The sequence below is a fragment of the Allorhizobium sp. NPDC080224 genome (assembly GCF_050281005.1).
Classification (GTDB): domain Bacteria; phylum Pseudomonadota; class Alphaproteobacteria; order Rhizobiales; family Rhizobiaceae; genus Allorhizobium.
Window position 1 is genome coordinate 2235845 of sequence record NZ_JBNNWJ010000001.1, and the last position, 13592, is coordinate 2249436.

Annotated in this window: 11 protein-coding genes; 2 read left to right on the forward strand and 9 right to left on the reverse strand. The window is 61.7% G+C overall.

Annotated elements, in window-relative coordinates; all coding sequences use genetic code 11:
* Window positions 1-116 precede the first annotated feature (116 nt).
* The 5 genes from ACQKP1_RS11230 to ACQKP1_RS11250 all read right to left on the reverse strand — a co-directional run bounded on the left by ACQKP1_RS11230 (window position 117) and on the right by ACQKP1_RS11250 (window position 4297).
* Window positions 117-1400 carry a hemolysin family protein gene (locus ACQKP1_RS11230; protein WP_427275283.1) on the reverse strand — a complete coding sequence of 428 codons (1284 nt, stop codon included), beginning with the start codon at window positions 1398-1400 and terminating at the stop codon, window positions 117-119.
* 85 nt (window positions 1401-1485) lie between these two features.
* Window positions 1486-2316, reverse strand: coding sequence for a glutamate racemase (murI, locus tag ACQKP1_RS11235; RefSeq protein WP_427275284.1), 831 nt, complete (start codon window positions 2314-2316; stop codon window positions 1486-1488).
* Complete coding sequence (locus ACQKP1_RS11240; RefSeq protein WP_427275285.1) at window positions 2294-3127, reverse strand: RNA methyltransferase; 834 nt, start codon at window positions 3125-3127, stop codon at window positions 2294-2296. The genes murI and ACQKP1_RS11240 overlap by 23 nt, the downstream gene beginning before the upstream one ends.
* A gap of 67 nt (window positions 3128-3194) precedes the next feature.
* Window positions 3195-3785: a hypothetical protein gene (locus tag ACQKP1_RS11245; RefSeq protein WP_427275286.1), complete on the reverse strand. Its 591-nt coding sequence runs from the start codon at window positions 3783-3785 to the stop codon at window positions 3195-3197.
* Entirely contained in the window at window positions 3782-4297 is a 516-nt protein-coding gene (locus ACQKP1_RS11250; RefSeq protein ID WP_427275287.1) for a hypothetical protein, read from the reverse strand. Before ACQKP1_RS11250 ends, ACQKP1_RS11245 begins: the two co-directional genes overlap by 4 nt.
* 220 nt (window positions 4298-4517) lie before the next feature.
* On the opposite strand from ACQKP1_RS11250, the gene ACQKP1_RS11255 reads away from it, so the two are divergent.
* Window positions 4518-5732, forward strand: a complete 1215-nt coding sequence (locus ACQKP1_RS11255) for an NADP-dependent isocitrate dehydrogenase (RefSeq protein ID WP_006726112.1) — start codon at window positions 4518-4520, stop codon at window positions 5730-5732.
* Between the two features lie 33 nt (window positions 5733-5765).
* Here the strand turns inward: ACQKP1_RS11255 and ACQKP1_RS11260 are convergent, their stop codons facing one another.
* Window positions 5766-6290 (reverse strand): hypothetical protein, encoded by a 525-nt coding sequence (locus ACQKP1_RS11260; protein WP_427275288.1) that lies wholly within the window; start codon window positions 6288-6290, stop codon window positions 5766-5768.
* Window positions 6291-6496: 206 nt separating this feature from the next.
* Between ACQKP1_RS11260 and ACQKP1_RS11265 the strand changes: the two genes are divergently transcribed.
* On the forward strand, window positions 6497-8131 hold the full coding sequence (locus tag ACQKP1_RS11265; RefSeq protein ID WP_427275289.1) for a SulP family inorganic anion transporter: 1635 nt from the start codon (window positions 6497-6499) through the stop codon (window positions 8129-8131).
* A gap of 5 nt (window positions 8132-8136) precedes the next feature.
* Here the strand turns inward: ACQKP1_RS11265 and ACQKP1_RS11270 are convergent, their stop codons facing one another.
* From ACQKP1_RS11270 to recA, 3 genes are all read right to left on the reverse strand, one after another.
* On the reverse strand, window positions 8137-9330 hold the full coding sequence (locus ACQKP1_RS11270; RefSeq protein ID WP_427275290.1) for a GGDEF domain-containing protein: 1194 nt from the start codon (window positions 9328-9330) through the stop codon (window positions 8137-8139).
* Between the two features lie 194 nt (window positions 9331-9524).
* On the reverse strand, window positions 9525-12182 hold the full coding sequence (alaS, locus tag ACQKP1_RS11275; protein ID WP_427275291.1) for an alanine--tRNA ligase: 2658 nt from the start codon (window positions 12180-12182) through the stop codon (window positions 9525-9527).
* Between the two features lie 151 nt (window positions 12183-12333).
* Window positions 12334-13422, reverse strand: coding sequence for a recombinase RecA (gene recA / locus ACQKP1_RS11280; RefSeq protein WP_006726107.1), 1089 nt, complete (start codon window positions 13420-13422; stop codon window positions 12334-12336).
* Window positions 13423-13592: the final 170 nt, after the last annotated feature.

A 13592-nucleotide genomic window follows, 5' to 3' on the forward strand; every position in this document is an offset into this window, starting at 1 on the left:
GATGATGGGAACATGCCACGCGAAAAAGCGCGCCGCAAGCGCGCAATTCGAGATTGCAGAACTTGCGGCGCGCCGTTGCACTTATGCAACAAATTGTCGCAGGTCGTGCGGCGACTTCAGGTCTCGACGGCGCGGGAAACGATAAGCTTGTCGATCCGGCGGCCATCGAGGTCCACCACTTCGAAGCGCCAGTCTCCCTTGACGAAACTCTCACCGAGTTCGGGGATGCGTTTCAACTCGTCCAGCACGAAGCCGGCCACGGTCGTGTAGTCCGGATCCGGATCGATCGGCACACGGATGATGTCGATGAACTCGTCGACAGGCGTCCAACCAGCCACGAGGTAGGAGCCATCCTCGCGCCTCACCATCGCCTGCTCTTCCGTCTCGTCCTGACTGAAGGCGCCGGTGATGGCTTCGAGAATGTCACCGGAGGTGATGATGCCCTCGAAGTGGCCGTATTCGTCATAGACGAGCACCATATGCAAGGAGGTGCGGCGCAGGGATTCGATGATGTCGGTCGCCTTGGCGAGGTCCGATACGACGGGCACCTCGCTGATGAGGTCGGCGAGATTAAGCGTGCCACCCTCGGCAATCTGCTCGTACAGTTTCTTGGTGAAGAGCACCCCGACAATTTCGTCTGAATCACCACTGCGCACAGGGATACGCGAATGAGGGATTTCGCGGAGTTTCTGGCGGACTTCCTCCACCGTGTCCTCGATATCGAGGATCTGCACGTCGCGACGCGGCGTCATCAGACCACGCGCCTGTCGGTCGGCAAGCCGCATGACGCCAGAGAGCATTGCGGATTCGCGGGGTTCGATGACACCGGCACTGTGCGCCTCGGCAAGCACGGTGCGGATTTCCTCATCCGTTACCTTGCCGCCACCGACACCACTCTGGCCGAGAAGGGAGAGAACCAGCTTACCCGACCCGTCCAGCAGCCAGACGAGCGGCGCGGCCACCCTCGACAGGACCGACATCGGAATTGCAACGCGAGCAGCGACACCTTCAGCGTTGCGCAACGCGACCTGTTTCGGGACCAGCTCGCCGACGATCAGCGACAGATAGGTGATGAGAACGACGACCGTGCCAACGCCGAGGGCATCGGATGCCGCAACGGACAAACCCTGCAGCTGCAGCCAGCCGGAAAGGCGCGCTCCGAGGGTGGCGCCGGAGAAAGCGCCGGAAAGCACACCGACGAGCGTGATGCCGATCTGCACGGTGGACAGGAAACGACCGGGGTCACTCTGAAGCTTCAGCGCCGTTTCGGCTCCCCGGCTGCCCTGTTCCGCAAGCACCTTGAGGCGCGCAGGCCGGGCGGAAACAACCGCAAGCTCCGACATGGCGAGAACGCCGTTGAGCACGGTCAGAAAAAGAACAATCGCAATTTCGGTAAACAAGTAAGGGGCTAGGCTCCTCTACACCGGCTAAGCGTCCGGCAGCGCCTCGTAGATAACACGGCGCCCATCAGGTCCCAAAGGGAGATCAGCGGAAAAATGGCGTATCGAGCGACTTCACGGCCAACCCCATGCCTTGCATCAGGCGCCGGGTGGCAAAATCCTGGCTACCGGAGGTGAAGACGGCAAAATCGAAATTGTCGGGATGCTCGGCCCCGTCGACGAGCGGGACAAGCCGCCGCGCCTGACGCGCGATCGCTTCCGCCGGGTCGAGCCAATCCACCGGCCAGGGCGCGAGCCTGCGAAAAACATTGGCGAGGAAGGGATAATGCGTGCAAGCGAGCACCACGATGTCGGTCCGCGCACCATCTTTAGCGACGAAACATGGTGTGATTTCTGCCAGAACGGCCGCGTCATCCAGAGTTTCGCCACGGATATAGGCTTCCGCCATGCGCGCGAGGTTTTCAGAACCGACGAGCCGCACATGGCATTGCGAGGCGAAAGACTGGATCAGATCGCGGGTATAGGCTCGCTTGACAGTGCCCGGCGTCGCCAGAACCGAGACGAGCCCGGATCGCGTGCGTTCAGCAGCCGGCTTAATCGCAGGCACCGTGCCGATGAAGCGCATGTCGGGAAAGCGATGCCTGAGATCGGCGCCGGCAAGCGTAAAGGCAGTATTGCAGGCAACAATCACCGCTTCCGGGTCGTAGCGGTCAAACAGGTCTTCGAAGAGACGGGCAATGCGCGCCTTGAGAGGCTCTTCCTCCCAGCCACCATAGGGAAACCCGGCATCGTCGGCGACATAGATGAAGCCGCGCTCCGGCATCAAAAGCCGCGCCTCACGCAAGACTGTGAGACCGCCAATCCCCGAATCGAAAACCAGGATCGGCTTGAGGTCAGGCATCCCGGTCGTCGTCATGCTGAGCCTCAGCCTCGCTCTCGCTCTTTCCCGCGGGCGGTCTCTGGCCCGGCCTCGCAAAACGGTCGAGCGAACTGATGACACCGCGGACCACATGGATCTCCGGCCCGGTGAAAGCACGTCTGCTGAACACGGCTCGCAGGTTCTCGATCATCCTGGGCTTTTTGTGGGCCGGATGGAAGTAGTTGCGCGCATCGAGCGCTTCTTCCAGATGTTCGAAGAGCCCGATGACCTCCTCCTTGGTCGCCAGCGGCTGTTCCGGCGCGTCAAAGGGCACAGCATGAACATCGTTCATGCCCGACTTCATCCACTCATAGGACATGAGCAGAACGGCCTGGGCAATGTTGAGCGAGGCAAAGGCAGGATTGACTGGGAAGGTGACAATCTCATCGGCGAGCGCCACTTCCTCGTTCGACAGGCCGGACTTTTCCCGGCCGAAGAGGATGCCTGTCTTTTCGCCGGTGCGGAACTTGGCGCGAAGCGTTTCCGCGGCCGTCACCGGCGAGCGGACAGGCTTGAATCCGTCGCGGGAGCGCGCGGTCGTCGCATAGACGAAGTTGAGGTCGGCGATAGCCTCCTCAAGCGTGTCATAGACGACTGTGCCGTCGATGACATGATCCGCCTTGGAGGCAGCAGCACGGGCCTTGTCGGACGGCCAACCGTCGCGAGGATTGACGAGACGCAGTTCCACAAGGCCGAAATTGGCCATGGCGCGCGCCACCATGCCGATGTTTTCGCCGAGCTGCGGCTCCACCAGAATGATGGCCGGCCCCTCGGCCAGCATGACGCGCTCGCTGTTCGTCCCTGCCATTGCATTTCCTTCAGAGAGATTTTGCGCACCCCTTGGCACAAAATGACCGTCAGGCAAAGAGGAGCGCTTACTCTTTGGGCCAGGATCCCGTCAGCCGGAAATCGAGAAAGGCCTTGGCCATGGCAGCGAATTGCGCCTTGACCGAGCTTTCGACTGCACCCTCGCGGTAGTCCTCGCTCCAGAGATTGTCGATGATGTAGCGACCATCTTCCTCGATGACATGGAAGACCGTCTGCGGCTGCGAGAGATCGGGAGAATGGCCGAAGCAGGAGATGGCATCGAAATAGACGTTTACGGGTGTGACGCCATCCTTCTCCGGCCGGGCCTCGAGGCGCACATCCTTCAATTCACAACTGTCCTGCCCGCCGATAACCTCGTCATAGCCGAGCATGTAGCCACTGCCATCCTGCAGTTCGTCCGTCTTCTCGGCCAGACCATAGATGTCGGCAAAACTTGCGCTGTAGATCGTCCCGAGCAGGCGATCATCGAAATAGCCGGACGCCTCCACCTTGGGCGCATCCTTGTCTTTCCATCCGGCGACGCTCATCACGATCCGCACAGGCTCGAGCGGATCGGCCGCCAAGACGGCCCTTGCCGGGAATAAAGCGACGGCTGCGGCAACAGCAGTGATGGCGATGGGGCGATGGACGCGGGTCACAGGCCACCCTGCCGTTTCAGGTCCTGCTTGATCGAACTGCCGGACTGTCCGTCCTCGACGGGATAGATATCATCGATGACAGGGCGACCACCCTCCTCGACAACATGGAAGATCAGGACGGTATCAGGCGCATCGCCACCAAAACAGGAGCGGTTGTCGAAGAGGGCGGTTACCTGCCCGTCGCCGTCATCCTCGATCCTGATGTCTTCAAAGGGGCAGCCATCCTGTCCCTGCGCGATCGGATCGTAATCGAAGGGAAAGCCCGTCGTCTCGCCTTCGGGAATATCGTAAGGCGGGTTCTTCGAAGCCGCTTCGAAGGCGGAAGCGAAGTCGTTGCTGAACAGGCGAGTCAGGCGATCCGTTGAGAAGACCTCCTCTTCCTGCCCGGTGGAGCCCTCGGCCCAGTTGCGGGCGGTCGCCTCCACCACTTCGCGTACAGGCGCCGTCACATCCGCTGCCATGGCGGTGCCCGACAACAGCGTCAGCAGCAATGCGATCCAGGTGCTCTTCATGAAAACTCTCCCGAGGCTCTCTCTGTTGGCGTTCTAGCCGAAAGCGTGCGCGCGATCCGGACCAAGTTTGGGGCGAAAGCGCTCGCCGAAAGTCTGAGCGAGATTTTCCTTCAAGGCGGCCTCTCCTGTTTGCCTTGTAACGAGAGAATGTTATAGGCAGGCCATCGGCAGAGCGCCCTCCCCGCGCCTGCGCGTCAGGCAAAAACTCGTGAGGATATTCATGACCAAGATCAAGGTAGCCAACCCGGTCGTCGATCTCGACGGCGACGAGATGACCCGCATCATCTGGCAGTTCATCAAGGACAAGCTGATCCTCCCCTACCTGGATCTCGACATCGAATATTACGACCTGTCCGTCGAGAACCGCGACGCCACCAACGACCAGGTGACCATCGACGCCGCCCACGCCATCAAGAAGCACGGCGTCGGCATCAAGTGCGCGACCATCACCCCGGACGAAGCCCGCGTGAAGGAATTCAACCTCAAGGAAATGTGGAAGAGCCCGAACGGCACGATCCGCAACATCCTCGGCGGTGTCATCTTCCGCGAACCGATCATCTGCAAAAACGTGCCGCGCCTCGTTCCCGGCTGGACCAAGCCGATCGTCGTCGGCCGTCACGCCTTCGGCGACCAGTACAAGGCAACCGACTTCAAGTTCCCCGGCAAGGGCAAGCTGACCATCAAGTTCGTCGGTGAAGACGGCGAAGTGATCGAGAAGGAAGTCTACAACGCACCGGGTGCCGGCGTGGCACTCGCCATGTACAACCTCGACGAATCGATCCGCGAATTCGCCCGCGCCTCGATGATGTACGGCCTGATGCGCAAGTGGCCGGTCTACCTGTCGACGAAGAACACCATCCTCAAGGCCTATGACGGTCGCTTCAAGGACATCTTCGAAGAAGTCTACCAGGCCGAGTTCAAGGAAAAGTTCGACGAAGCCGGCATCGTCTACGAACACCGCCTGATCGACGACATGGTCGCCTCGGCTCTCAAGTGGTCCGGCGGCTATGTCTGGGCCTGCAAGAACTACGACGGCGACGTGCAGTCGGATACGGTTGCGCAGGGCTTCGGCTCGCTCGGTCTGATGACCTCGGTTCTGCTGTCGCCCGATGGCCGCACGGTCGAAGCCGAAGCTGCCCACGGTACGGTGACCCGCCATTACCGCCAGCACCAGAAGGGTCAGGAAACCTCGACCAACTCGATCGCCTCGATCTTCGCCTGGACCCGTGGCCTCGCGCACCGTGCCAAGCTCGACGACAATGCTGAACTCGCCAACTTTGCCACGACGCTGGAAAAGGTCTGCATCGACACGGTTGAGGCAGGCTTCATGACCAAGGACCTCGCCCTGCTCATCGGCCCGGACCAGCCGTGGCTCTCCACGACCGCCTTCCTCGACAAGGTCGACGAGAACCTGAAGAAGGCCATGGCCGCCTGATCGGCAGTCAAGGTTTGAAAGTTCAGAACCCGGTCACGGCAACGTGGCCGGGTTTTCCAATTCGGGATCAGCAAGATCCTCGCCCTGATCGACCTCGGCAAAGCGCTTGCGGATTTCCGCGCCGAGCCTCCGACCCGTCATGTGATAGCCCGAAAGCGGAAGCGCATAGGTCTCCAACCGCTCGGGTTCATCCTCGTCAATATGGTCGATATCGATCACCCAGCGCCCGTCGACGCGCCGCTGCGCCATTTCGACCATGGATGCCCAGGCGATCCGCCGATCGGTGCGATAATCGATTAGCTCTTCATTGTTGAGCTCGACCAAGGGCCGCATCGCCGCCGCGATCCCTTGCCAGCCCTTGCGAAGACCGAACAGGGCAAGCGTAAGGAGTGCAAGATAGAGCAGCGTCATGGGACTGGCCCAGCCACCGCCCAGGACGCTGGCGAGAAGCCCGCCGAAAGCAACGGACAAGACGATGGCGGACGTCGTGGCCCAGAACACGGCTAAGCCCCGGCGCGGATAGACGATCAAGGTGGGATATGAGGTCTCGGTCTTCATCGGCGATCACCATAGGCAAGAATCGCGGCGCCGAATAGGACCGGTTCGATGACAACTGCCTGTGAGCGTTACCTGGCTGCCCCGGGCGCTGCGCGCCGACACTATCCCTTTGGCCATGTTGTCAAAAGTCGGGACTCAGGCTCCAATGGTCTGCAGGTGTGGCGGGAGGAGCCGGCCACGCACCCCACCCGGCAAGCGCGATCACCATGACCGACGTCATCCTGCCCAAAACCATCAGCGTATTTCGCGAAGGCTACGGCTTTGGCCGGCTCAAGGCCGATGCACTGGCCGGATTGACGGTGGCCATCGTTGCTCTGCCGCTATCCATGGCCATCGCCATCGCCTCGGGCGTGACCCCTGACCGCGGGCTCTATACCGCGATCATCGGTGGTTTCCTCGTCTCGCTTCTGGGCGGCAGTCGCCACCAGATCGGTGGACCGGCCGGCGCCTTCATCGTTTTGGTCAGCACGACCGTTGCCACCCACGGCATCGACGGCCTGCTGCTCGCAACGGCCATGGCAGGGCTCATGCTGATCGCCTGCGGCATGCTGAGGCTCGGCGACTACATCAAGTTCATACCCTATCCGGTGACCGTCGGCTTCACGGCCGGCATTGCCGTGATCATCTTCGCAAGCCAGATCGGCGAACTCTTGGGCCTGTCATTTCCCGATGGTGAACCGGGCCCACTCGCTGACAAACTGGGGGCGATCGTTGCCGCACTGCCGGCGTTTTCACCCCCCGCCGCTGCGATTGCAGCGCTTACCATCACCCTCATCCTTGTCCTGCGCCACCTGCGTCCGACATGGCCGGGTCTGCTGATTGCGGTGATCGCAGCCTCGCTAGCCGCCGCATTACTAGAACTGCCGGTCGCCACGATCGGCTCGAAATTCGGCGGCATCCCCTCCGGTCTGCCTTTGCCGTCCCTGCCAAGCATCACCCCCGAGCTTGCGATCGCCGTTCTCCCCGATGCGATCGCCTTTGCGCTTCTCGGCGCAATCGAATCGCTCCTCTCCGCCGTCGTCGCGGACGGCATGACCGGACGGCGCCATCGATCGAATACGGAACTCTTGGCACAAGGCGTCGCCAATATCGGCTCGGCCCTCTTCGGCGGCATCTGCGTGACAGGCACGATCGCGCGCACCGCGACCAATGTGAGGGCCGGCGCCACGAGCCCCGTCTCCGGCATGCTGCATGCGGCCTTCCTGCTTGCTTTCATGCTGATCGCCGCCCCGCTTGCCGCCTATATCCCGCTGGCAGCGCTCGCGGGCGTGCTCGCCGTCGTCTCGTGGAACATGGTGGAGAAGTCGGCGATTGCGGCACTTGTCCGCTCCTCGCGCGGCGAAGCGCTCATCCTCGCCGTCACCTTCCTGCTCGTTGTCTTCCGCGATCTGACCGAAGGCATCGTGGTCGGCTTTTCGCTGGCGGCTCTGCAGTTCATCCACCACATGTCGAAGAACATTCGCGTGACCGCCGAAGGGCCGGAAAAGCCGCTCGACGCAACAGACACGGCGACGGTTACTTATCGCCTGGACGGCGCCTTCTTCTTCGGTGCCGTGGCAGCGGCCGGCGCCGTGCTCGATCGTATCGGCGATGACCACCGCAACCTCGTGCTCGATTGCACCGGGATCCGCTTCGTCGACACCTCAGGCGTCAATCTTCTGGCGAGCGTCATCCGCAAGGCAGTTCGTCACGGCGTCGAGGTCTATGTCGTTACGGAGCGCAACGAGTTGAAGACGATGCTGCATCATCAGGAAGTGCCGGAAAAGGGCGTTCATTTCGTGCAAACCCTCGCCGAGGCACGCGAAACCCTCGCCCGTGGCACGGCGCGCACTCGCGATTGAACGGATCAGGCTGCTGACCTTGATGCTGCGGACGACAATTCGGAAGGGGCTTCGGTCACGTCGAGTTGGTGCTGGCCCTCGCCAACAAAATCCAAACCGCCCCAGGTCACGCGGTTGCGCCCAGCCTTTTTCGAAGCGTAGAGCGCCTTGTCGGCGCGCGCCAGAGCAAGGGGGAAGTCGAGCGGCCCAGAAGGAAGCGAAGCCGCACCGATACTGATGGTGATCGCCGGCAGCTGGTCCTCATGCTCGACGAGCATATGGCCGACCCTGATACGCAGATCATCCAGCAGATCAGGCTGGCGCAGCACAACACTGGCCGGCAGATAGACCCCGAACTCTTCGCCGCCAAGGCGCCCCACGATGGCCGCCTCGGGCACCTCACGGGTTAACAGACGGCCGAGCTCCACCAGAACGGCGTCACCCGCAGGGTGGCCATAGGTATCGTTGACCTGCTTGAAATGATCGGCATCAACAAGTGCAAGCAAGGCACCCGGTGCCGAACCACCCGCACCGCCACGCGCACGGGCGATGGCGTCGATGAACGCACGCCTGTTGCGCAGCAGGGTCAAGGCATCGGTCTCCGACGCGATTTTGTATCGCCGTGTGGCCCGTTCACGCACCATCGCAAAGATCGCCAATGCAGAAGCCAACCCCTGGAGGAAGAAAGCAAACGTCATCGCCCCGTACCAGAGTGGCGCATGTCCCGCGACGAGTTGTACCGGCTCGATCAACTGCATCGGGATACGGATCAGATGGGCGGCACCATGCGTTCCGAAGGCGACGATCGCCACCATCCGCGCGGGCAGAGGCTCGCGCCGCTGGCCGAAAAACAGCACCGGCAAGATCAGAAAGGAATAGCCTGCATAGAGGATGGAGGCGGCGAATATGCGGGCGCCAAGGTCCGCCGCAAATGTCGGAATGGCAAACAGCGACAGCCAGACGACACCACCTGCCGCCGCGAGCAATCCGGCTCCCTTTCTGGTCTCGCCCTCGAAAGCCAGGCAGCCGAGCCAGATCAGACCGAGACAGGAGATACCCAGGCCGTTACCGAGACCGAACGCGACGATAGGCGGGGCCAGCTCGCGAACGCTCACAAGCACCATGCCGAGCGCACCTGCGGAAAAGCCCAGAGACCAGAAACCCAAAGCACGATTGTCCCGCTCCTGGGCCCAGAGCAAAGTCAGAAAGCCCGACAGCATGATCAACGTTCCCGCCAGGCAAACGGTGAGTGTAGGAATGTGGAAAACTTGGGCCAAATCGATAACCTCAAAGAGGCTCGTGAGATAGCACACAAGACTGAACAAAATTCAAAAGTAATTGGCAAATCCCGATAACCTCAAACAAAAAAAGGCCGGGCAAAGCCCGGCCTGGATCATCTGAGGATGCAAGCTGATCAGGCGAGTGTCGCCTCGACTGCAGCAATTGCGGCATCAGCCTGGGCGCCATCCGGACCACCGGCCTGGGCCATGTCAGGACGTCCACCGCCGCCCTTGCCGCCGAGCGCCGCAGAGGCCACGCGCACCAGATCGACGGCGCTGAAACGGTCCACAAGGTCAGGCGTGACGGAGACCACGGCGCTCGCCTTGCCATCGTCGGCAACCGCGATCAGGACGACGACAGCGGTCGCCAAATCGGCCTTCGCCTCATCGGCCATGCCCTTGAGGTCCTTGGCATCGATCCCGGCCAGCACACGACCGATAAAGTTGACGCCGTTCACCTGCTTCGGCGCCTCGGCACCACCAGATGCGCCGCCACCCATGGCGAGCTTGCGCTTGGCATCGGCGAGTTCCTTCTCAAGTTTGCGGCGCTCGTCGACGAGGGCCTCCACACGAGCGACGACGTCGGTCGGCTGAACCTTGAGCGTCGAAGCGAGCGTCTTCACGCGCTCGTCCTGCTCGGCGAGGTAGGCGCGCGCCGCCTCACCCGTCAGCGCCTCAATACGGCGAACGCCGGCGCCGACGGCGCTTTCGCCGACGAGGCGAACGAGCCCGATATCACCGGTCGCCGACACATGCGTACCGCCGCAAAGCTCGGTCGAATAGGACTTGCCGGCCTTCTCGCCACGCAGCGCCGTTCCCATCGAGACGACGCGAACCTCATCGCCATACTTCTCACCAAACAGCGCCATGGCGCCCTCGGCAATCGCATCGTCAACCGCCATCAGGCGGGTGGTGACCGGCGCGTTCTGGATGATGATCTCGTTTGCCATCTCCTCGACCACCTTCAGCTCCTCGGCCGAGATTGGCTTCGGATGCGAAATGTCGAAACGCAGGCGCTCGGGTGCAACAAGCGAACCCTTCTGGGCGACATGGGTGCCGAGCACTTCGCGCAGTGCCTCATGCAGAAGATGGGTAGCGGAATGGTTCGAGCGCAGCCGCGAGCGACGGGCATGATCGACGTTCAACTGAACCGCGCCGCCGGCCTTGACCACGCCGTTCTGGACGGTCGCGACATGCACGAAGACACCCTCGCCCTTTTTCTGGGTGTCGCTGACGGAGAGCGAGAATCCTTCGCCGATGATCTCGCCGATATCGCCCATCTGGCCACCGGACTCCGCGTAGAACGGCGTCTGATTGACAACGATCTGCACCTCTTCGCCGGCACTTGCCTGCTCGATCACCTTGCCATCCTTGACCACGGCCAGAACCTGACCTTCGGCGGTTTCAGAGCTGTAGCCAAGAAATTCAGTCGCGCCGAACTTTTCCTTCAGCTCGAACCAGACGGTCTCCTGCGCCTTGTCGCCAGATCCCGCCCAGTTGGCACGGGCTTCGGCCTTCTGGCGCTGCATCGCGTCGTTGAAGCCAGTGAGGTCGACGCCGATACCGCGGCCGCGCAACGCATCCTGCGTCAAATCGAGCGGGAAGCCATAGGTGTCGTAGAGCTTGAAGGCGGTCTCGCCGTCGAGGCTGTCGCCCTTGTCGAGCGTTGCAGTTGCATCCGAGAGCAGGGTCAGCCCGCGCTCCAGCGTCTTGCGGAAGCGGGTTTCCTCGAGTTTCAGCGTCTCTGAAATCAGGGATTCCGCCCGGACGAGCTCGGGATAGGCGCGGCCCATCTGCTGCACGAGAACCGGCAGCAGCTTGTAGATGACCGGGTCCTTCGCGCCGAGCAACTGCGCGTGACGCATGGCGCGGCGCATGATGCGGCGCAGCACATAGCCGCGACCTTCATTCGACGGCAAGACACCGTCGGCGATCAGGAAGGCAGATGAGCGCAGGTGGTCGGCGATGACGCGGTGGCTCGCGCGACGCTCGCCTTCGGCCTTGACACCGGTGAGATCGACGGAGGCGTCGATCAGCGCGCGGAACAGGTCGATGTCGTAATTGTCGTGCTTACCCTGCAGGAGGGCCGCGACGCGCTCGAGCCCCATGCCGGTGTCGATCGACGGCCGCGGCAGGTCGATGCGCTCTTCCTTGGTCACCTGCTCGTACTGCATGAAGACGAGGTTCCAGATCTCGATGAACCGGTCACCGTCTTCTTCCGGCGAACCCGGAGGGCCGCCCCAGATGTGATCGCCGTGATCGTAGAAGATTTCGGAGCACGGACCGCAGGGGCCAGTGTCACCCATGGCCCAGAAATTGTCGCTGGTCGGGATGCGAATGATCCTGTCGTCCGAGAGGCCGGCGATCTTCTTCCACAGGCCATGCGCCTCGTCGTCCGTGTGATAGACGGTGACCAGCAGGCGGTTGCGGTCGATGCCGAATTCCTTGGTGATCAGGTTCCAGGCAAGCTCGATGGCGCGCTCCTTGAAGTAGTTGCCGAAGGAGAAATTGCCGAGCATCTCAAAGAAGGTGTGGTGGCGCGCGGTGTAGCCGACATTATCGAGGTCGTTGTGCTTGCCGCCGGCGCGCACACATTTCTGCGCCGTCGCAGCCGTGGTATACGGCCGCTGTTCGAGACCGGTAAAGACGTTCTTGAACTGCACCATGCCGGCATTGGTGAACATCAGCGTTGGGTCATTGCGCGGCACCAGCGGGCTGGAGGAAACGACCTCGTGACCGTTCGTCTTGAAGTAATCGAGAAAAGTCGACCGGATGTCGTTTACACCGCTCATGTCACGCCCTTCATTCAGGCCGGAACCCGGCCAATTTGCAAAATCAATGGCTTTTATCGCCCGGCTTCATCCCTGTCCAGCAGCCGAAACGAAAACCGGCCGCGTCTCGAAGGAAACGCGGCCGACAAATCAGTCGAAGATGGACGGCAGTTTACGCGTCGTCGGCACCATCAGCGTCATTCGCGTCGGGCCCGCCATTCTGCAGGAACTTCTCGGCGATCAGACCGGCATTCTGGCGCAGTGCCATCTCGATTTCCTGGGAGACGGCAGGATTGTCGCGCAGGAAGAGCTTGGCGTTTTCACGCCCCTGGCCAAGACGCTGGCTGTTGTAGGAGAACCAGGCCCCGGACTTCTCGACGATGCCGGCCTTGACGCCGAGATCGACGAGCTCACCGGTCTTCGAGACGCCTTCGCCATACATGATGTCGAATTCCACCTGCTTGAAGGGCGGTGCCATCTTGTTCTTGACGACCTTGACGCGGGTCTGGTTACCGACGACCTCTTCGCGATCCTTGACCGCGCCGATGCGGCGAATGTCGAGACGCACGGAGGCGTAGAACTTCAGAGCGTTACCGCCGGTCGTCGTTTCCGGCGAGCCGAACATGACGCCGATCTTCATGCGGATCTGGTTGATGAAGATGACCATCGTCTTCGACTTGGAGATCGAGGCGGTCAGCTTGCGCAGCGCCTGGCTCATCAGGCGGGCCTGCATGCCCGGCAGGCTGTCGCCCATTTCGCCTTCGATTTCGGCGCGCGGGGTGAGCGCTGCAACGGAGTCGACAACGAGCACGTCGATCGCGCCCGAGCGCACCAGCGTGTCGGTGATTTCGAGTGCCTGCTCGCCTGTATCCGGCTGCGAGATCAGAAGGTTCTGCAGATCCACGCCGAGCTTGCGGGCATAGACCGGATCGAGGGCATGTTCGGCGTCGACGAAGGCGCAGATGCCGCCCTTCTTCTGCGCTTCGGCAATGGTCTGCAGCGCAAGCGTCGTCTTACCCGAGCTTTCAGGCCCGTAAATTTCAATGATGCGCCCCTTCGGCAGGCCGCCAATGCCGAGCGCGATGTCGAGGCTGAGCGACCCCGTCGAGACCGTCTCGACTTCGACCACGCTCTCGTTCGCGCCGAGTTTCATGATCGAGCCCTTGCCGAACGACCGTTCGATCTGCGAGAGCGCCGCTTCCAATGCCTTGCTTTTATCCACCGATTTGTCCTCTACCAGCCGCAAAGAATTCTGTGCCATTTGATCCACCTTTAGGTTATTGAGGCCGCATAGGCAATGAAGCCGCCGATGGGGAATATGTACTCTTTTTGTTCTCATTTTGCAAGAGCAAGCGAAGCGGTTGAATCTAAACCGTTTTCGAGCCCGTGTTCGAACGATGTTCCGCGCGGCGGTGCGAGCACGTCTGTGAG

Excerpts from the sequence above, each read along its gene's own strand:
- murI (WP_427275284.1), bottom strand. The coding sequence starts at position 2,316 with ATGACGACGACCGGGATGCCTGACCTCAAGCCGATCCTGGTTTTCGAT.
- ACQKP1_RS11240 (WP_427275285.1), bottom strand. The coding sequence starts at position 3,127 with ATGGCAGGGACGAACAGCGAGCGCGTCATGCTGGCCGAGGGGCCGGCC.
- ACQKP1_RS11250 (WP_427275287.1), bottom strand. The coding sequence starts at position 4,297 with ATGAAGAGCACCTGGATCGCATTGCTGCTGACGCTGTTGTCGGGCACC.
- ACQKP1_RS11255 (WP_006726112.1), top strand. The coding sequence starts at position 4,518 with ATGACCAAGATCAAGGTAGCCAACCCGGTCGTCGATCTCGACGGCGAC.
- ACQKP1_RS11260 (WP_427275288.1), bottom strand. The coding sequence starts at position 6,290 with ATGAAGACCGAGACCTCATATCCCACCTTGATCGTCTATCCGCGCCGG.
- ACQKP1_RS11265 (WP_427275289.1), top strand. The coding sequence starts at position 6,497 with ATGACCGACGTCATCCTGCCCAAAACCATCAGCGTATTTCGCGAAGGC.
- ACQKP1_RS11270 (WP_427275290.1), bottom strand. The coding sequence starts at position 9,330 with ATGCTGTCGGGCTTTCTGACTTTGCTCTGGGCCCAGGAGCGGGACAAT.
- alaS (WP_427275291.1), bottom strand. The coding sequence starts at position 12,182 with ATGAGCGGTGTAAACGACATCCGGTCGACTTTTCTCGATTACTTCAAG.
- recA (WP_006726107.1), bottom strand. The coding sequence starts at position 13,422 with ATGGCACAGAATTCTTTGCGGCTGGTAGAGGACAAATCGGTGGATAAA.